The organism is Reichenbachiella sp. MSK19-1 (assembly GCF_003590315.1).
GTDB lineage: Bacteria > Bacteroidota > Bacteroidia > Cytophagales > Cyclobacteriaceae > Reichenbachiella > Reichenbachiella agariperforans.
Window position 1 is genome coordinate 486850 of record NZ_MIER01000015.1, and the last position, 21317, is coordinate 508166.

Genomic DNA, 21317 nt, shown 5'->3' on the forward strand with positions numbered 1-21317 from the left:
ACCCTCCTCTTTTATCCTTTCACCGATACAGGCTGTCCCGAATACTTCACTTCCTCGTATCCTGACAAGTCGTCGATGTTTCCTTTGTTGTCTTTGCTGATCACTTTGACACGGAAAGTCCTGTTCTCCAGCATGCCGTCAAAACTGCCCTCGCGCTCACCGATCGTCAAGGTCTTCGCAGACTCAGACCATTTCAAGTTGATGGAAGTGAACTTGCCCGACTCGTAGTTGTAGTTCGTTCCTTCATCCTCGTATAGATCAAACGAAGCATCCGCTCCGGCATACACCACGACCGTGATCGGGTCGGCTGGCTTCTGTGTCGTGTACTCGATCTCAGGACCGAAAGTCACGATCGATCCCGCTTTCGCGAAAAGCGGCATTCTTTCGTACTCCGCTTGTGCCGTGATTGTCTGTCCACCTGTGTAATACTCCCCTGAGTAAGCATCGTACCATCCCGCTGATTTTGGCAAATAGACTTCTCTGTCTCTCGCGCCATAGACATAGACTGGACAGGCCATCAGTGAGGGGCCAAACATGAACTGATCCCCAATTTCATAGACCTTCTTGTCCGCCGAGAAATCCATCGCCAAGCCTCTCATGATCGTGTAGTCCTTGGTGTACGTCCAACCCGCCAGCGAGTAGATATACGGCATCATTTTGTATCGCAGCTTGTTGTAGTACAGCATCGATTTGTAGGCTGGATGTGTCTCAGGTGCGAGGTTGTACACCTCTCTGAACGGGTACTGACCGTGTACTCTAAACAACGGCACGAATGCACCGAACTGGAACCAACGCGTGTTGAGCTCTCTCCATTCTTTCATGTCTTCGCTCCCTTCGGTGGCTCTCTCGTAGCGTTTCTCCACGCAGAATCCACCCACGTCCATCGTCCAATATGGCAAACCCGACATGGCAAAATTGATCCCTGCTGAGATCTGCGCCTTCATGTCTTCCCATCGTGTACCGATGTCTCCACTCCATGTCACTGCTCCGAATCTCTGGATACCCGCAAATCCCGAACGAGTCAATATGAATACCCTTTCGTCGTTGTTGACCGAACGTTGCCCCTCGTAGATACCTTTGGCATTTTGTAGTGCGTAGGCGTTGAAATACTCCGTCGATGGCCCTAGCGCTGTAGGGGTTGACAATTCCTTTCTGTATTTGATGCTTGCATTGGACAAGATATCTGGCTCGGATGCATCCATCCACCAAGCATCAAAGCCTTTGGTGTAGAGCTTGTCATGGATTTGATCCCAAAACATCTTGCGTGCTCCTGACGAATATGCGTCGTAGAACGACCCAATGTATCCCGGATAAATCCAGTCTTTTACGCTGTCTTCCACCGCACGTTTGTACATCCAGCCTTGCGCATCGAACTGCTTGTAGTGCTCGGTGTTGTGGTAGAATTTAGGCCATACAGAGATCATCACTCTGGCATTTTGCTCGTGAATCTTATCGATCATCCCAGTGATGTCTGGGAATCTCTCTAGATCAAAATCATGGCTACCCCACTCTGTCTTAGGCCAGTATGACCAGTCCAGCACGATGTTGTCTATCGGAATGTGACGTTTTCTGAACTCGCCCAGTGCACCAAGCAATTCGTCCTGCGTCTTGTATCTTTCTCTACTTTGCCAGAAACCCATCGACCACTTCGGCATCACTTGCGCTTTGCCGGTCACGGTGCGGTACTTGCTGATCACGTCATCCATGTTGTCACCCGCCATGAAATAGTAGCGAATGTTCTGTCCCATCTCTGAGCTGAATGCAATCTGCTTTTGTACCGCTTCGTCTACAGGAGACAATGCTTTCAACCCGATGTATGATACGCCTCCGTCTGGAATCCACTCCAGTTTGATGTCGTTCTTCTCTCCTTTTTTGAGGTCTGCACTGAACTTGGCAACCGATGGGTTCCAAGCGGTTCTCCACTTCTCGAACTGCAGCTCACCGTTGATCCATAATTTGGTGTATCCCGCGTAGTAGCACAGGAACCTAAACAAACCGCTTTCGCTTCCCTCGATTTGGCCTTCCCATACGATTTTCGCATTCGCGAAAGGAAAGTCCTTTGGGAAGTTCTCTACCGTAGTGAGGTTCTCGTAATCGATGATATCTTCTACCCTTTCGACGAATACGTGTTCTGAATTTTGGTCGTCATAGTAGGTAGCCGTCAAGCCACCTTCTTTGCCTGTCTTGTCGTAAAGTTTGAACTGATCGATGTTCGTGTATGGTCTTTCATCACCATATCTCGTCAATGAGTAGTTGTCCCACAGGATACCGTAGTTCTCCGTGGACATCACGAATGGAATCGACACCTTGGTGTTGTACTGAAACAGCTCTTCATTCTTGCCTTTGTAGTTCATCTCGTCGGCTTGGTGCTGTCCGAGACCATAGATCCCCTCGTCCTCCGGTGAGTCAAACTTCTGACTCATGGTATAACCCGCTTTGCCTTCGACAGTGATCGCTTCGAAAGCTCTGCCTTCGTTCTGTTCGGACATGATCGGGTTGCCCTCTGCATCTGCATAAGACACTTGCCCCGTAGCTTGATTGATGGTCACGATGAGTTCGTCAGTCGCTAGCGTCAACGTGCCATCCGCTTCTTTGATGTCAATCGGTACAGACACCTGCTCTGGCACAGCGACCAAACTCGTCGTGGTATCAAATGCCGTAGTGGCCGATGCTTCTACCTTGACGATATCGTCGGTCACGAAAGTCACTTTGAGACCTTTGGCACTTCCCGTTGTAGGATATACCACTACGCCGTTTTCTACTTGCTCATAGCTTTTGGAAGTCTCTCCGCAAGCGTATATCGCGCAGATCAGTGCTCCCCAAACCAAAATATTCTTCATCATTTTTCCTTTTTCACTCATGTCACGAGTCTTTATTTACCCTTATTGTTATTCCTTATTTCGTTTCTATGACTAGTGAACTAGTCGTCAATCCCTCACCAGAGGCCGTGAGTGTGATCTGTCCTGCGCTCTTGCCCGACTGGACGATCACCAAGCATTTTCCTGCCATGGCGCGCATTTTGTTTCCTTTCATCGACAAGTGACTCGTCGGATCACCATTGTCCACGCCGACGATCTTGCCTTGGCCTGCGACCGCAAACTGGATGAGGTCAGTAGCCACAGGCACTGTACGGCCTTGGTCGTCTTGCACCTCTACCATGATGAAACTCAAATCCTTGCCATCCGCAGTGATAGTCTGTCGATCAGCGGTGAGCGCGATTTGACTTGCCTCATTGGTTGTTTCAATGACTTGAGTCAAAACCTCATGACCACCTTTTCTAGAAACTGCCTTCAATTGCCCTGGCGCATAAGCTACTCTCCACATCACATGGAGGTCTTCGCCCTCTTTTGATTTTGTACCGAGTGATTTTCCGTCCAAGAAAAGCTCTACCTCATCTGCATGGTTGTAGTACGCCCACACATCCACCGAGTCACGACCGGCCCAGTTCCAGTGCGGGTAAACATGCAGGACATCCTGATCGGTCCATTCGCTCTGGTACATGTAGTAAACATCTTTGGGGAATCCCGCCAAATCAATCACTCCAAAATATGAACTGCGCGAAGGCCATGTGTATGGGGTCGGTTCGCCGATGTAGTCAAAACCCGTCCAGATAAACATCCCAGACAACGACGGGTCATTTTTGATCACTTTCCAAGTTTCCTCATGCGTAGATCCCCAGGGAGCACTGACCTGGTCATACGCGGATACGGTATTGCCCGGATTGCCCTGATCGAATGGAATGTCCCAACGAATCGGCCATCTTTTGACTGTATCGGACTGTGTGTCATAATATCCTCTCGTCATCAGCCCTGATGTCGTTTCTGTAGCGATGAATGGCTTGTCAGGAAAATTAGCTTGATGGTGAGGGTATGTTTGGTGCGCATAGTTGTAGCCTATCACATCGATCCCATCTGATTTTGAAATGGAATTGTAGTTCACTTCAAACTGTGTCGTGACCCCTGCATTGGTCATGTTGACCGGTGGGTTCATCCCCACAGTAATGGGTCTGGTCGCATCGAGTGCTTTGACGATATCGTATAGCTCTTTGGCAATGATCGGCCCTTGATCTCCCCATTGCTCCAATATCTCATTGCCTGTACTCCACATGATGATACTGGGATGGTTTCTATCTCTTTGGATGAAATCCTCCAAATCTCTTTTGTGCCATTCGTCCCAGTACTGTGCATAGTCATAAGGTGACTTTTTCAAGCTCCACATATCAAATGACTCGTCCATCACCAAGAAACCCATCTGGTCGCAAAGGTCGAGCAGTTCTGGTGCAGGTGGGTTGTGCGAGGTTCGGATGGCGTTGACGCCCATGCCCCGCAAAATCTCCAGCTGACGCTCCAACGCTCGCGTGTTGATGGCAGAACCCAAGCTCCCCAAATCGTGGTGCATGCATACACCTTTGATTTTGACTGACTCGCCGTTGAGAATGAAACCGTTCGTCTGATCAAAAGTAAAAGTACGCACACCCATAGGGGTCTCGTAGTGATCCGTGAGCTCCCCTCCTGTTCTGATTTCGGTCACGACCGTGTATAGATGGGGAGAGTCTATGCTCCACAGCTCTGGGGACTTGATCGTCACACTGTGTGCTACGGTATTCTTACCCGCTACCAACTTGGTAGACGACATGGTATTGGCGACTACTTGATTCTTTTCATTCTTGATGAGAGTGTACACTTCCGCATCAGCCGGTTGAGTACCTGGGTTGAGCACAGTAGTCTCCAAGCTCACCGTAGCAGACTCACGCGTCACTTCTGGAGTAGTCACATACGTCCCCCACTGTGTGACATGGATCGCATCGGTGATCACCAAACGTGTGTTTCTATATATTCCACTTCCCGAATACCATCTAGAGTTGGGCTGATTGGCATTGTTGACTTTGACGGCTAGGACATTTTCTTTCGAACCAAAGTTCAAATAAGGTGTCAGGTCGTACTCGAAGGATATGTAGCCAAAGGGGCGCTTGCCGAGGTAAGTGCCATTGATCCACACCTCACTGTCCATGTAGATCCCGTCGAACTGCACGTATACCTGTTTTCCCTTTTGGGAAACATCGAGTTGGAAGCTCTTGCGGTACCAACCGATCCCTCCGGGCAAAGCTCCCCCACCAGCAGTCGCTGGATGATCTTCGGAAAACTCCCCTTCGATGCTCCAATCGTGTGGAACATCGAGAACTCTCCAGTCTGCATCGTCATAGGACGTGTTGCTCGCATCTAGCGTACTGTCAGCCAGTGAGAAACTCCAGTCTTCGTTGAAAGACAGGATAGTTCTGGGAGACTTGGCCTGGTGGCAAGATGCCATCAGGAAGCCTATCAAAACTACTATTATGAAATGTGTGTACCTTTTTCTTATCATGATTTTCTAGAACAACCCTCCAAGGGTTTGAAACCCTTGGAGGGTTAGTTGATTTGGGTTGGGTGCTTTAGTTAAAATCTTTACTCCTCTCCTGCGCTGATGATGCCATCCAATGCACTTTGGTTGGACACTTCGGTGCTACTTCTGTTGAATAAGGCAAAACCGTTGTTTCCGGTATGTCCATTGTCCCAATAGACTGGGATAATCCCATTGTCCAAAGCGGCTTTAGTCACGTAGTTGAGATAATACTTCCTTGACTCATCGTGCTCAGACTGACTCGGATAGTTCGGGTCAGAGATACCTGACACATCCCTCCACAGTGCACCGTATTCTCCTAGTAGCACAGGGTAGCCTTTGTCTACGAAGTTGGTTTTCATCTTACCAAACTGCTCCTCTACCCAGTCTTCCTGTCCCCAAGTATCCACATAACCTGTTTGGTCTTTGTAGGGCTCGCCCCATAGTGGTTTGCCACTCGCGGCATTTTCGTCTAGAGAAAAGTTGTAAGGGTCATAGTAATGCACTTCTACCATCATGCGATCTTCTGTCTCATCGGTTGGGATAGTTAGTTCATTGACCGTGTGATCAATGTTGGTATTGAAGCCTTGAACAATCAGGTGGCGATAAGTATTGCGTCCTCCTGTGGCTCTCACAGTAGTCAAAAATGTCTGATTAAAGGAATTCTGTACCTCTGCCTCTTCTGCTGTTGGAGCGTTGTAATTCGCTTCGTTGCGAACCTCATTACTACCGGCAAACAATAAATGGTCATCATAATCTCGGAAGTAAACGGCAATTTGCTTCCAGAAAGCTGCGAGCTTCTCGTTGATAGCATCTTGCTCCGAATAAAAAGGATGGTCCATCCATCCACCGTCCCAGTGGACATTGATCACGACATACATTTCATTGTCCAGTGCATAGTTGGCTACTTCTTCTACTCGCTGTAGCCACTCGGTTTTGATTTTGTAGGTTGATTGATCTGAAAGCATGTGCGACCAGGACACCGGTACACGGATGGTATTGAAGCCAGCTGCTTTCACTGCATCGATTAGTTCCTTGGTCACTACGGGATTTCCCCAGGTAGTTTCGCTTCCAGTAGGTGGTGTTGAGCCTGCATTGATGGCTTCCATAGAATTACCAAGATTCCATCCGATGCCCATGAGCTGTGACAGTTGGATGGAGGTAAGGTCGCGCATGTCTGTGTTGTCAGGATCGACGTAGTCTGGACCTTCCGGTTCTATTGGATCTACGGGCTCTCCTTCGCCTGCTGCTTGGCTGATGCTGATGGCAACATCCTCCGTTCCCTCGCTGGTCAAGGTCATGACCATGCTGCGCGCTGCGGTGGTCTCATTGGCGGTGGCATTGATGGTGACGTCTGCGTCACCAATGGCAGATTGAATGGTGGGTTTGCAAAAAGCATCCGATTCGTAGGTCAGCTTCCATTTGGCATTGCTGGTAATCAGGATCTTGTCTGACCCTCCGTCAGCTGAAAAATCATAGCTGTCTTGGTCAATGCTCAAGGTAACCTCATCTGGCTCATCGATATCCTCGCCAGCAGAATCTTCTTTGCACGCAGTGCCAGAAAAAAACAAAGTGAATAATAACAGGTAGGTAAGCATTTTAGTTTTGTCAATAATCAGCATACAATCCATCTTTCGACTTGTAAAATGAGAAATAATTAAGAATGGAAACCATGACAAATGTCACGGTTTCCATAGGGTATTCGTTTTTGATTTATTCGGGTACGAAAACATAGGTCATCGTGTCGGCACTTTCGCCCGATAGCGCTGCGTCACGGATTACTTGTAGCATCAATACACCATTTTGGACACGATAGATACTGGTCGCACCCCAATCAGCTACTGCGTAATCACAAGTCCATGGATGAAGCATCGGAATACTCAACGTCAGCTTGTTGTCATCCGCATTCAAGACCCAGGTACCTGACAGGGTCTCCTCGGTATCAGACGACAAGACATCACCGTCTTCGGGCAAGCCCCCTCGCACCGTGGTCCCATCATCCGGATCCTCAAACGTATAGACCCGCTTCCTTTGAACCACAGACACAGTCCCGTCAGTATTGAAAGTCATCGAACCATAATCTACCGATGCTTCACCTGCCGAGTAGTGCTCGCTTGGAAGTGGATTCCAAGCCCATGTCGCAAAATCAGAAAACATGATAGGCCCCTGCTCAGCTCCCCAAGAAGTAGCCACATCATAGGTCCTGTCTGAATCAATTTTCCATGATTGTGCTGTCAAAATATCCTTTATTTGAGTCGCTCTATCAACTTCTTCGAGTTGCAACTCAAGCAAATAGGTCTGGTACTCTGGTTTGTCTGGGTTCAAAGCTCCCACCCACATGGCAACCAATTGATCGTCTTCTTTGACCAAAGACATGATACGCAATTGATTGTCGGCCGTAGTTTCAAACTTGACCCCACCAGACACAATATCAAAAGATGGTGCCACACCATCGAAGGTGTAGATGCCCTTTTCGTCCAAGGTATATGTCCCTGTAGATTCTGACCCATCTGGTGCGACGTAGACTATCGAGTTGTCGCTGGAGTTCATGGTCAATGAAAAGTCAGCATAACCTGCTGCCTGTGATCCGTCAAAACCAGCCCAATCAGGATAATCCGACGGAGAATTCCACGAGTTGAGCATGACACCATCTAATCCAGCCCAATTGAAAGGTGTCTCTGCAGACAGTACCCATTTCATCTCTGTTTTTACAATGGCAGATACATCATCTGCCCAACCGTCAGGCAAAGTTGGCTCTGGATCTGGTTGATCTTCTGGCACCCAGTTGTCATAATAGTCCTTGGTCACGAAATTGTACACCAACATTGCTGGCCCTTCACCAGACAAGGCTTCATCTCTCAAGACACCCAGCTGCATCTTGTCTTCTGTCAAAGAAAAAACCGTAATGTCTCCCCAATTGACTACCTGTCCATCACGACCCGAATCATGCAAGATGAATGCGTCTGAAGTACTCATCGTCTTGTTTTCCGTATTGAGCAAGTATGTTCCCGCTTCTTGTCGCCCCAGAGTTTTGTGGTCTACCGTCAAATTTGGTCCATTGATCAAATCAAATGTCATGCTCCCAAAATCAGCAGCTGTCATCAACCAAGAGTTGCCCGGATAATCTGGGTTCCAGTTCCAACAGTCTGCTCCGTAGCAGCCATCGTTCTCCAAGAGCCAGCCGTTTTCTGTACCGTAGAAATAGAGTGGCCCCAAGAATCCTTTGGAAACTCCTTCGGCATCCAAATCCAAATACCAGGTCTTGGAATTGCCCACACCACCAGACAAAGTCACCCAAAGCGGGTCTTTGATATAGTCGAAGTTATTGGTAGTCAATTCTAACTCTACCGTATCTGCAGCGACATATCCGCCACCACTTTGTACACCATAGACGAACTTATAAACTCCTGCAAAAGCGATCTTCACTGTGTCCTGCACGCGTGTAGACCGTCCAGAAGGAGTCGTCCATAGGGGCGTCACATTAGGTGTCTCACTGGTCAGGATCACCATGTTCGGATCCTCAGGATTCTGAGTGATCGAAAACTGTAGATCCTCTACTGGCATGATCTCATCCAGTACATAGTCTTCTTGGAGGCAAGAACTCAACAGCGCACCAACAGCCAAGAGGACGAATAAATATTGATTTATAATTTTTTTCATAATCTTCATGTGTTTAGTACTTCCAATTATTTCCAACCCTCATTTTGTGTCAAGACACCTGCTGATCTGGTAATCTGATTTTGTGGAATCATGAGTAGACCTCTAGTGGTCTGCACGTTGGTAGCTGCTATCGTTTTGGGAGTAGCTACTCCTCCGTTTTCTACCGTTCCGCTGAAAGCAAGCTTACTAGCCGCTGCATCGACACCTTGTCTGAGCAAATCCCAATACCGAATCCCTTCAAAAGCAAACTCTAGCCTTCTCTCTTCCAAAATATTGGTCACTGTTGCAGGCCTACTTGCCAAACCTGATCGAGTTCTCACTTGGTCGAAATAGCTCTGTGCACTCCCAGAACCAAGTTCTGCTGCCATCAATAGGACATCTGCATATCTCATCACCACAAAATCTTGGTACTGACCTATCTGGAAATTGGTCGATCCATTGGCCTCAGACACATCCTGCCCATCAGGGTTGGCGAGTGGCGTGTACTTCTTGTTGGTATAGCCGGTGTACTCACGCTGATCTGAATTATCAAAATCCAACGCTTCTTCGTTGATCCCAATGATCGAAGCTTCTCTACGAGTATCCCCTGCTTCATAGGCACTGTACAAACTTGGCAACACCGTACAAGCTCCCCATCCTTTGCCATAAGGGCTAAAAGACTGGCTTCTCAAACCGAGCATCACGAGCCACTGGTTGCCGTCTACATTGCCGTCATAGTCAGAAGTGATGTTGTACTTGATAGCAAATATGGTCTCCGAATTGTCCTTGCCTGCGTAGGTTGTCTCCAAGCCATCGCCCGCGGTATTGATCGTAGACGAAGCAGCTGGCCATAGATTCTTGTAATCCGCCACGAGCTCATAAGCTCCTTCGCTGATGACATCCTCTAATCCCTGCAGCACTTCTGCTTTGGTCGCTTGACCTACTAGGTCAGCAGCACCATAGTACCCTGTATAAAACATGTAGACACGTGCGAGGTAAGCCTTGGCTACCCACTTGTTGATTCTACCTGCCTCTACGGTCTCACTACCAAACTCTGCTGCGTAGAGCAAGTCTTCTGTGATCTGCGCATAGATTGCATCAGGCTCTGACTGTGGCACGTTTTCGTCTGTCGGCTCTGTCACCAACGGTACGCGCTCCCATAGTCTCACCATATCAAAGTATGAGTAGGCTCTCAAGAATCTGGCTTGCGCCTCCACTACATTTCTGTAGTCCTCTTGACCTGTCCAGTCGATTTGATCCATTTTCTGCAAAAGGACATTGACTCTGTAGATAGCCTTGTAGTAGGCTGCCCATGTCGCATCTAGCAAGTTGACCTCTCCTGGAGATCTGCTTAGATCCAACTCATCCATCACTTGATACCCGAGAGCGTCGTTGTTGCCAGTCGCTCCGAAGCAGTTGTCCGACATCACCTCTGAGGCTACCGGAAACGCCACGCCATTGGCATAGATCTGCTGCACGCCATCGTAGCATCCCACCAAAGCCAAATCGGCATCTTCGACAGTTTTATAAAAATTGGCGTCCGTAATCGTCGTAATCGGCTCTGTATCGAGAAAGCTATCCGAACAACTAGAAGCTGTCGCTGCGATCCCGAGGGCCATGATATATATATATAGTTTCTTCATGTTCTTTCAGATTAAAAGTTAAAGTTCAAGCCCAACAAGTATGTTCTCGGTCTTGGGTAATACCCTAAATCCACACCGGACGAACCGTTTTCCAATCCATACCCAACTTCTGGATCCATGCCGTCATAAGCTGTGAAAGTGTAGGCATTCAATACTGAGGCGTACAATCTCAGTTTGCCTATGGCAGGGTTGTCGATGAGTTTTGCAAAGTCATAACCTAAAGTGATGTTGTTGAGTCGAAGGAAATCCCCATTTTGGACGAAAACATCTGAGAACTGGTAGTTGACATTGGACTCGGTCACACGTGGAGTCGAATTAGACGTCCCTTCTCCATGCCATCTATCCAAGATCGCTTTGGTATAGTTGGAGTAGCCATTCGCATGGTTGCGGTAAGATTGTACGATTTGATTGCCTGCTACTCCATACGCCAATACAGAGAAGTCAAAGCCTTTGTAATCAAAACCCAAAGACAAGCTATAGGTAAAATCCGGATTTGGATCGCCCACCATGTCTTTGTCAGCGTCATCAATTTTGCCGTCATCGTTGAGGTCTTTGTAGATCAAATCGCCTGGCTTTGCATTGGGCTGGATGATTTGACCTTCACTGTTGGTATGAGCAGTCACATCACCTTCGTTTTGGAAAACACCATCCGTTTCATAGCCCCAGAAGTATCCTATAGGGTATCCACTCTCTGCTCTTCTGTAAAATTCTGTTGCATTGTCATAGAGCATATTGGTCAAACCATGTACGATCCCGTCATCGGTAGGGACCTCAGACACTTCGTTCTTGTTTTTAGCTCCATTGGCAGAGATAAAATAATTGACCTCTCCGATCTGATCACTCCATGTCAAAGCCAATTCGAGACCTTGGTTGGTCACATTACCACCGTTGAAGAAAGGTGCGTCAGCACCTGCTGTCGCATATACTGGTTTGACGAGCAACCAATCCTTGGTCGTCTTCTTGTACCAGTCCAAGTTGACTTCCAGTCTAGTGTCCAATAAATAAGCATCAAACCCAAAATCCATTTGCTCTGACACTTCCCATTTCAAATTGGTATTGGATAGTCTAGATGGATAAGCCCCTACGCTGTTGCCCGCTGCATCAAAATCAGCTGATCCAAAGTAGTAGTTGGCTTGCCCGATATCCACAGGAGCCAAGAACTGGAAAGCATCGATATTCTGGTTACCTACCTGTCCCCAGCTCGCTCTCAATTTCATGAAGCTCACCATGTTTTCCACTGGAGTCCAAAAACTCTCCTCTGACAGTACCCAGCCTGCCGACACAGAAGGGAAATACCCCCATCGGTTGTCTTTGGCAAACTTGGAAGAACCATCCGCTCTGAACGTGGCGTTCAAAAGATACTTGTCCTTGTATGCATAGGATAACCTACCAAAATAAGACTGTAGTTTGTCTTCATCGTTTGGCGCACCGCCATACGACAATCTCGTCAAATCGGTATTCGTCGTGTTGTCTATATAGGCATGATCCAAATCCGAAATCGTCAGCCCAGAGTTGGACACATTCATCCAAGTCCCGTTGTTGATCCATGCATAGGTACCTCCCATGACGGTTACGGCATGTTCACCTACTTCAAAATCATAAGAAAGGGTATTGTCCCATGTCAAGGCCAATCCTTTGCTCATACTCTGAGAAGCTGCGTCATACGTTCGCTGCGCATAGATAGATAGTTCGTACTCTGGACTATATGACCTATCTTCAGAAGCGTAGTAGTCGTATCCAAATCTACTTCTCAATTTCAACCCCTCGATAGGCTCAATCTCGACATAAAAGTCTCCGAGCATCTTTTGGTTGTTGTTGTCATTTTGGTTATTGAGCATCATCGATGCGTACGGGTTGCTCTCTCCAGGAAACCATGGGTCCCACGCTTGTCCCTGATACATCGAACTCGTCGAGTTGTTGAGGTAATCGCCATTGTCATCATACATCGGCAAGAATGGGCTCGTATTGTAGGCTGCTCTCATGGAGTTGTTGTACTGGTTGCCCACCGAGATACCGTTCTTTTTCATGTATGAGAAAGTCAAGTGCTGTCCCACCGTCACAATATCCTTGAAGAACTTGTGATCACTATTGACTCTAAAAGAGAACCGCTCATAACTAGACACGTCCGGTCCGCCGATGATCCCCTCTTGTCCTGTGTACGCACCAGACATAGAATACGTAGAGGTCTCATTTCCTCCCGATACACCCAAGGCATAGTTTTGCGTGATGGCATTGTTATAGATCATCTCATCGATCCAGTCGGTACCGCTGCCCATGTTGGCAATCGAATCAGAACTAAAATAAGGCACCTTGCCAGAGTTGATGGCTGCCTCGTTCATGATGGTTGCATATTCTTGGCTGTTGAGCATGCGGATTTGATTGGCTGGCTCTTGGATGCCATAGTAGCTATCGAAAGTCCACTGTGCTTTTCCAGCCTTACCCGTTTTGGTGGTAATCAGTACTACCCCATTGGCTGCTTGCGAACCATAGATCGCGGCAGATGCAGCATCCTTCAACACATCGATACTGGCTATGTCAGAGTTGTTGAGGTAAGAGATGTCTCCCGTTTGTATCCCATCTACGATGTAGAGCGGGCCAGAATTGCCAATCGTACCCACCCCACGGATGGTTACTTTCATGGATTCTCCTGGCTGTCCAGATGTCGCAGCGATATTGACCCCTGCCACTTGACCTTGCATGGCATTCAATGCATCGGTACTACTCAGGTTGGTTAGTTTATCTCCTTTGACTTGTCCAGTCGCTCCAGTGACCAGTTTCTTTTGCTGGACACCATATCCGACAACTACTACCTCGTCTAGAGCCGTCACATCCTCGTCTAATGAAACATCCAATACCGAACGCCCCCCTACAACCGTCTCTTTCTTGACAAAACCGATAAAGGAATATACCAACACTGGATCTGTCGTTCCGCCCACATTGACACTATAGTTACCATCCAGGTCAGTCACGGTACCTGTAGAAGTGCCTTTGAGAAGCACTGTCACTCCCGGTAATGGCTCTCCATCCGATCCGGAACTAACTACCCCTTTCACGATTTGACTCTGAGCCATCAAGCTAGCGCTCGAACCCAAAAACATCACCGCAAAAAGGCACAAACAAATTGCTTTAAGCTTGTAATTTTTTAGCATAGTCTTTCTTTTATTTATTGAAAATCATGTTGACCGATTCACTTTCATAAATTGGTTTTTCAATATTAGTGGATCATCATTTCGAGATAGGATATGCTTTGCATCCGTCTAGGGTCAAAAATGTCATCCCCCTTATAAAAGCCTGTTATAGCGCAGTTTGCATCGATTTATTTCACCGATAGGGTAACGAATGTTCACTAAGAGGTAAACAAATACTACCCCTATAGTCTCCTCAGGTACAGAGATATAGTCAGATGAAGAGTGAGTGAATGGATAATTCATCGCACTATATCCCTCTTAAAGGGGGATTTGACGGAAAACAAGATCAGAAACCAGTAGAGTACTACTTCGGACAATATGACAGTTTTGCAACAGTTGGGAGAGCAAAAAGTCTCGTGTTTTTTTGTTCTACGAGTCAAAATTGAACACCAAAAGTGGGGAGTAAAAAGACATCAGGTGAACGGCTCTTGAAACACAGGTGATTGACCATCCAAACACCTGTGTTTGACGCGCCAAACACAGGTGTTTCAAGCGCTGAACACACGTGTTTGAAAAGAGCCTTCAAAAACCCACTCCATTCGCCACAAACGGCGTTTTCGACAAAACCCTAGCATGACTCAATGCAATCCCAGCCTCACACAACTGGTCCTCGACCGATCGATCGAACAAACTCAGAAAAAGGTGACATTTTGTCTTAGTGCACTTATCAAAATCCATCCAATACCTAGAATGCTTTGCAAGACATCTCTTTGCCGCAGTAGTCACATTATCACAGCGCTAGCTTTCTCATGCGACTATATGTTAATCCTCGGCAGTGTACTGCGAAGGGTACTTCTTATAGACAGACTTGAAGTATCGGCTAAATAGCTTCGGGTTGTTGTACCCTACGGCATAGGCAACCTCAGATACCGTCATTTGGCTTTTGCTCAGGAGTTCGGCGGCCCGCTTGATACGGATGTTTCGGATAAAATCCATAGGAGTCTCACCTGTGATCTTGAGCATCTTCTGATACAAGTATCCTCGACTGAAACCCAGTTCGTGGCTTAGTTCTTCCACGCCAAACTCAGAATTGGACATGTTTTTCTCTACAAGTTCTAGCGCATCCTTGACCAGTTTTTCATCGCGCGACACCACTTCGATTTTGTCCGGCTCGGCCGTGAGCCTTTGACTCGATTCATTGACCCGCTTCTGAAATTTGAGTGCACTACTAATCGTACTCACCAATATCTCAAAATTGACTGGCTTAGAGATACATTCTATCGCACCGGCTTCCAAACCTTGGATCTTATGCTCTTCTGATGTTTGGGCCGTCAGGAGAATAACCGGAATATTGGCAGTACGTGGGTCATTCTTGATCTTCTTGCACAGGTCAAGACCATTCATCACAGGCATCATCACATCCGAGATGACCATATCTGGGTGCTGGGTCACGATGGACTTCCAGGCCTCTTTGCCGTTGAACGACTCAGAAACATTGAAGTGCTGCTTCAAGTTGTCTTTGATGTAAAATCTAAAGTCGGCATTGTCCTCTACCAAAAAAACATGTGGTTTCTTCTTGTCCTCAAACTCCTCTTCTACATGCTTCGTTTTTTCTCTTGGTTGATTCTCTTCCTCCTCTGATTCTATCCGTGCCTGATCCAATTGCTTGAATGGAAACTCCACGAAGAAAGTACTCCCGTGATCCTTTTCGCTCTCGACACTGATCGTCCCTCCATGCAACTCCACGAATTCCTTGGTGATCGATAGACCTATCCCTGTGCCACTGTTGATCATATTGGGCTTGATTTCACTCTGGATGAAGCGCTCAAACACCGCTTCCTGCTTGTCTAGCGGAATCCCAATCCCCGTATCCGCCACAGACACCAGGATATGTCCTTTGTCATTTTGCTCCAATGCCACGACTATCTTGCCCCCCTCTAGCGTGAATTTGAAGGCATTGGACAAGAGGTTGAACAGAATCTTGTCCATCTTGTCCTTGTCGAAAGAGCAATAGAACTGTGATAGATCACTTTCAAAACTCAAGTGAATTTCGTTTTCTTTGGATAGGTCCGAAAACGAATCGATGACATCCTGCACAAACTTGACCAAATCCCCAGAGGAATAATGTAAGGTGTGCTGATTGGCCTCCATTTTCCTAAAGTCCAACAACTGATTGACCAGCGTCAAGAGACGCTTGGCATTGCGCTGGATCACATGAAAATCCGCCTCCCGTATGTTGGTAGGGTTCTTGATCATCCGTTCGATAGGAGTCAATACCAGCGATATGGGTGTACGAAATTCGTGACTGATGTTCGTAAAAAACTTGAGTTTCATCAGATCGAGTTCATGCAAACGCTGCGCATCGAGACGTTCGTTCTCTAGTTTAGCCTTTTCTCTCTCTCGCTCCACAATCACACGTCGTGTAAAATACAGCAGGACAACCAAGACCAAAATATAAACTCCATACGCCCATCCTGTCCGCCAAAACGGTGGATGAATCACCACTTTCATACCGAGATCGTCCTCACTCCATACGTTGTGACTATTGGATGCTCGTACTTTGAAAGTATAGATTCCTGGATTGATATTGGTATAGTTAGCCCGTCGAATATCCGCAGACACCCTCATCCACTCTTCATCAAATCCCTCAAGTTTATATTCATAGTTATTACCCCCCGCTTGGTCAAATGTTAGCGCTGCAAACTCAAAACCAAATGAGTTTTGGTCGTAGTTCAAATCGATTTGATCCAATTCATTCAAGTTCTTGGACAAAAGTGTATCTCCCTCTACTAAACGCGTTGGTTTGATCAACTGACTATTGAGAGAAAATCCAGTAAAAACCAATAAAGGTGCTCGGTCATTGATGATGATCTTTTTGGGATCGAAAACATTAAGTCCATTTTGTCCTCCAAAAGCCAACATTCCCTCCTGCGTCTTGATCGCTGCCCTTTCGTTGTAGTAGTTTCCTTGCAGCCCATCTGACTCGCTATAGCTTTGCACATCAATGCCATCGCTACTTCGCTCAATTTTAGAAATACCATGATCTGTCCCTACCCAGAGCCCTCCTTCGTCATCTTCGACAATCGACATGATAATATCAGAAGCTAAACCATCTTCTGTCGTGTAGACTTCAAAACCATCCTCCTCAGGGAGGTATCTATTCAGCCCATTTAGTGTACCCACCCATATCTCGCCGCGGCTATCATAGAGCAGGCATACGACGGAGTTGCTACTGATAGCGTGAGCTACTGTATCGGATAATGCATAGTTCTTGAATACTTCGTTTTCTTTATCCAACACACTCAATCCCAGTCCAGAAGCTATCCATAAACGATTTTGTTTGTCTTCCGTGATGCTGGTTATGTAGTTGACAGGTAGCCCAGACGCTATGTTATAGTTCTTGAACTCTTCTGTAGTAGGATCCATACGATCCATACCACTGAGCAAAGTCCCTAGCCACAATTCTCCAGTAGACCCCTCATATATACTCCATACATTATCATCGGATATCCCATTGCCGCTCTGAACTCGATAGTTAGTCAAACGCCCATTTTTGTATCGGTACAGTCCTTTGGTAAAAGTCCCAATCCACAGCGACTCATCACTACCATAGTATAGACTCACTATCACATCTGGCAGTTTAGCCGACTGATCCGAACGTAGGACATTGGCGGGTTCTATTTTTTTGGTTTCGGGATCAAAAACCATCAACCCCTGACCATTGGTTCCTAACCAAATATCACCAGATTGATCTTCTGCTAGACTCAGTATATCATTGTAGGCTAGGTCATCGCTTGGGTATTTAAAGTGTATAAACTTTCCAGCATTTTCGTTAAAGTAACTTAGCCCTTTTCGGCTTTTCCCTATCCAGATTATCCCTTGACTACTCCTATATAGCGTCGTGATACTGTTATTTCCTAAACTTGCAGGATTGTTAGCCTGATACTTATACCGCTTGGTTGTCCAGTCGGACTTATTGACCAGAGTGATTCCTCCATGATCCGTCCCTATCCATATATACCCCTTTTCATCTTGAACAACCTGGCGCACGATATTGCTACTAAGAATCTTCTCGTTCAGTTCTATTAGCTTCCCATCGGTGGTATTGAAATACAAAAGCCCCAATGCTCCTCCTGCAGAATAAATCCACAAATCATCATCTCTATCTATAAAAAAATGAGAGAAATCATTACTGAGCGTATGTTTACTCAAATCAAATTTTCGAGTCACTTTATCTATCTCAGTATCTATCACATCGATGCGGCCGCTACTGTACATCACCCAGAGATTACCATTCTGGTCAGAGTTAATGTCGGAGATACTGTCTGACGTCAACTCGATCAAGCTAGAGGGCGATGCAGACAGCTCCACCAGTTGATCATCAGCCTCAGTATAGCGAACCAAACTCCTGCCGTTAAGCAGAAACCAAATTTGACCTAGTGTATGGTGAACTTTAGATATATCCACACTTTCCACACCCAGTCGATCCAACCATGGTCTGGTATCGACAAAATGGTCAGTGACAGGATCATATATAGCCAACCCTTCCCCACAGCTGATCCATACCGTACTATCAGGCCCATTGGCTAGCCAGATGATGGCATTGCTAGGGAGGGAATAAGGATCTTCCTGATTGTGATAAAAATTTTCAAAGCGATAGCCATCATAGCGATTGAGTCCAGATACAGTCCCAATCCACATAAAACCATAACGGTCTTCTAGCACACAGTTGACCTGACTATAAGACAACCCTTGCTCCGTACTAACCTGCTCGAACGAAAGTTCCTGTTCCCACTGTGCTACAGCAGTCATAGAAACTAACCATATTACCAAGAAAGTTATAATTCTCATCATCTGCTCTGCGTACTTCATCTATTAGACTGGGTCAAAATATCCATCTTTTGAAGAATACGCAATATAGGTTACTCATCATTATTCGGAGGCACTAAAAGCATAGACCTCTCCTGCTTCGGCCTGCCATTCGTACACATAGTAGTTCTTTTCATCTACTACGTTGAGATCAGAATCATCTATAAAAATAGGTTTGGCGGGATTGATGGTCACCATCAAAGGGTTGTCATTGGCTGTCTTGACACGCTTCGCTCCCTCCATGGTCAAAGGCCATTCGCTGCGCAGTTGACAATCTCCTGTTAGATTTGCCTTTATCTTTCCTGATTCGATCTTTCCTTCAGACCAAACCAAACCCACTTCAAACCCTCCACGGGCTTTTAGTCCGCTGACACTGCCCTGTGGCCAAGCAGCAGGCAAGGCAGGCAATACATGAATAGCACCTGTGTGCGACTGCATCAGCATCTCGGCTACCCCAGCCGTAAAACCAAAATTGCCATCTATCTGAAACGGTGGGTGCGCATCGAACAGGTTGCCATACAGGCCTGGCCTGTCCCATTTCTCCCCTGCGACATCAGCCGTTTTGATGAGATTGTTCATTATTTTGAGCGCATGATCTCCGTCCAGCAGTCTAGCCCATAGGTTGATTTTCCATCCCATCGACCAACCCGTCGCTTCATCTCCACGCTTGATCAGAGATTGCTTACATGCCTCAAAAAGCTCTGGTGTATCCCAGCGATTAATTTGATTGCCTGGGTGTAGACCATAGAGGTGCGATACATGCCTGTGATGTGGATCTTTCTCCTGATAGGGTTTGTCCCATTCTAATAGTGTACCATCGCTTCCTATCTTCAGCGGACGCAACTGCGCAATCGTATTGTCCAATTTCTTAATGAATGAATTCGTAGGATCTAATAGTTTTAGACTTTCTCTACACCGCACGAGTATTTCACGAGTCAGTGTAATATCCATAGCAGTGCCATTGGTCAAGCTGACTTCTTTGCCAGTTGTGCTGTAAAATTGATTTTCTGGCGAAGTACCCATCGCAGGCTCTAGATAGCCCCCACCGTTTCGTTCGAGCATCCCCATCACAAACTGTGCTACCCCTTTGATCTCTTGCAGGTAAGATTTCAAAAAAGCCTTGTCTCCTGTATAGTAATAATGCTCAAATACATGAGACATGAGCCAAGCACCTCCCATCGTCCAATTGGCCCACATCGGATCACCTGCTACTGGCCCTGTGTGTGCCCACAGGTCAGAGTTGTGATGCGCCACCCAGCCATCTAGACCATAGTTTTGTTCGGCGGTCTTCTCTCCATTTTTTGCAAGATCATGAATAAATGACAGCAATGGCGCTGTGGTCTCAGTCATATTAGTGACCTCCGCTGGCCAGTAATTCATCTCCGTATTGATATTAATGGTATAATTGGAACGCCAAGGTGGATAGATATACTTTGACCAAATCCCCTGTAGATGCGCTGGCTGCCCACCTTCACGAGAAGAAGACAACAGCAAGTACCTACCATAATTAAACAAAAGCTCGACCATGGTTTGGTCTTGCGACTGTGCAAAAGCATCTATACGCTCATCAGTGTCCTGAACACTGAGCGAGTCCGACTGGGCAATATCTAGCTGAACACGGTCATAGATGCGACGATAGTCCGCGACATGTACAGCATTCAATTCATCAAAACTGAAAACCGACGCACCATCCATGTCCTCCTTGGCCAACTGCGCTGGATCGACTCCATCATATCCCGGCGACTTAAAACGACCATTGAAACTCGTACCACAACTAAGAAGCAGCAAGGCTTCATCCGCACCTTCCAGCTGTACCGAATGATCTGTAAAACTCAATACACCGCCTTTATGTATCACTTTCAGCCATACCTCGGCTTCCATCCCTTCTCTATCCCATGAGCTATCATTCCAAGCCTTGCAGCGAATTTTTAGGATTTCATCCTCCACAAATACCCTATTCAATACTATGCTAGACAATACAGCCTCAAAGGATATACCCCCCTCCTTTTCGCTTTTCAACTCATACGCGATGACATCATGCGGAAAACTAGCAATCGCTCTACTGGTCATCAAACTCCCGTCCTTCATATAGGCTTGGCTATACAGCGCATTCTGAATATCTAAGGATCGTTGATAGCCTGTGACCTTGTCTTTAGCATAGTGAATCACCAAATCAGCTAAAGGCTGGTAAGGCTCAGTTTCTTTGCCCTGCATGTAGCGTATTAGACTATCCGCAAGGTCATGCTCTCCTTGCTTGAGGGCTTGTTTGACTTGAGGGAAATATTGCTTCGCTTCGGGATTGTTCCAATCTGAGGGGCCACCACGCCAAAAGGTGTCGTGGTTCAGTTTGATCGTATCACTCCATGGGCTTCCATAGATCATGGCGCCAAAACTACCGTTACCTATAGGCAACGCATCTGTCCATTTGTCCGCAGGCTTGGAATAATGTAGTACGTGTGAGAGTTTGTCGGTCAGTTTTGTATCCTCCTCACACGAAAAAGCACAAAAAATAGCTAACACCGCCAACAGCAATAAATTCGTAATTTTCATTCTAACTAATCAAGTCCTTTACCATATTCCAATGCAACCAAACATGCATATTCAATTCGCAATTTACAAGATGTCTCAATTTTTGATGGATAATAAATGAATACTGCTTAGG

8 protein-coding genes are annotated in these 21317 nt (G+C 46.7%); all 8 read right to left on the minus strand.

The genetic code is table 11. From position 1 onward, the window contains the following. Window positions 1-11: 11 nt before the first annotated feature. The 8 genes from BGP76_RS10185 to BGP76_RS10220 all read right to left on the minus strand — a co-directional run bounded on the left by BGP76_RS10185 (window position 12) and on the right by BGP76_RS10220 (window position 21205). Window positions 12-2861 carry a TIM-barrel domain-containing protein gene (locus tag BGP76_RS10185; RefSeq protein WP_221409873.1) on the minus strand — a complete coding sequence of 950 codons (2850 nt, stop codon included), beginning with the start codon at window positions 2859-2861 and terminating at the stop codon, window positions 12-14. 34 nt (window positions 2862-2895) lie between these two features. Further along, complete coding sequence (gene galB, locus BGP76_RS10190; protein WP_221409874.1) at window positions 2896-5307, minus strand: beta-galactosidase GalB; 2412 nt, start codon at window positions 5305-5307, stop codon at window positions 2896-2898. A gap of 134 nt (window positions 5308-5441) precedes the next feature. Further along, a complete protein-coding gene (locus BGP76_RS10195) occupies window positions 5442-6974 on the minus strand; it encodes a cellulase family glycosylhydrolase (RefSeq protein ID WP_119844972.1) in 1533 nt (510 codons plus the stop codon). Between the two features lie 115 nt (window positions 6975-7089). After that, window positions 7090-9036, minus strand: coding sequence for a hypothetical protein (locus BGP76_RS10200; protein ID WP_099599077.1), 1947 nt, complete (start codon window positions 9034-9036; stop codon window positions 7090-7092). A gap of 26 nt (window positions 9037-9062) precedes the next feature. Next, entirely contained in the window at window positions 9063-10658 is a 1596-nt protein-coding gene (locus BGP76_RS10205) for a RagB/SusD family nutrient uptake outer membrane protein (protein ID WP_119844586.1), read from the minus strand. 11 nt (window positions 10659-10669) lie between these two features. Beyond that, a complete protein-coding gene (locus BGP76_RS10210) occupies window positions 10670-13729 on the minus strand; it encodes a TonB-dependent receptor (RefSeq protein WP_221407525.1) in 3060 nt (1019 codons plus the stop codon). An 879-nt stretch (window positions 13730-14608) separates the two neighbouring features. Further along, complete coding sequence (locus tag BGP76_RS10215) at window positions 14609-18640, minus strand: hybrid sensor histidine kinase/response regulator transcription factor (protein WP_158584223.1); 4032 nt, start codon at window positions 18638-18640, stop codon at window positions 14609-14611. Window positions 18641-18718: 78 nt separating this feature from the next. Beyond that, complete coding sequence (locus BGP76_RS10220; protein ID WP_119844588.1) at window positions 18719-21205, minus strand: glycoside hydrolase N-terminal domain-containing protein; 2487 nt, start codon at window positions 21203-21205, stop codon at window positions 18719-18721. Window positions 21206-21317: the final 112 nt, after the last annotated feature.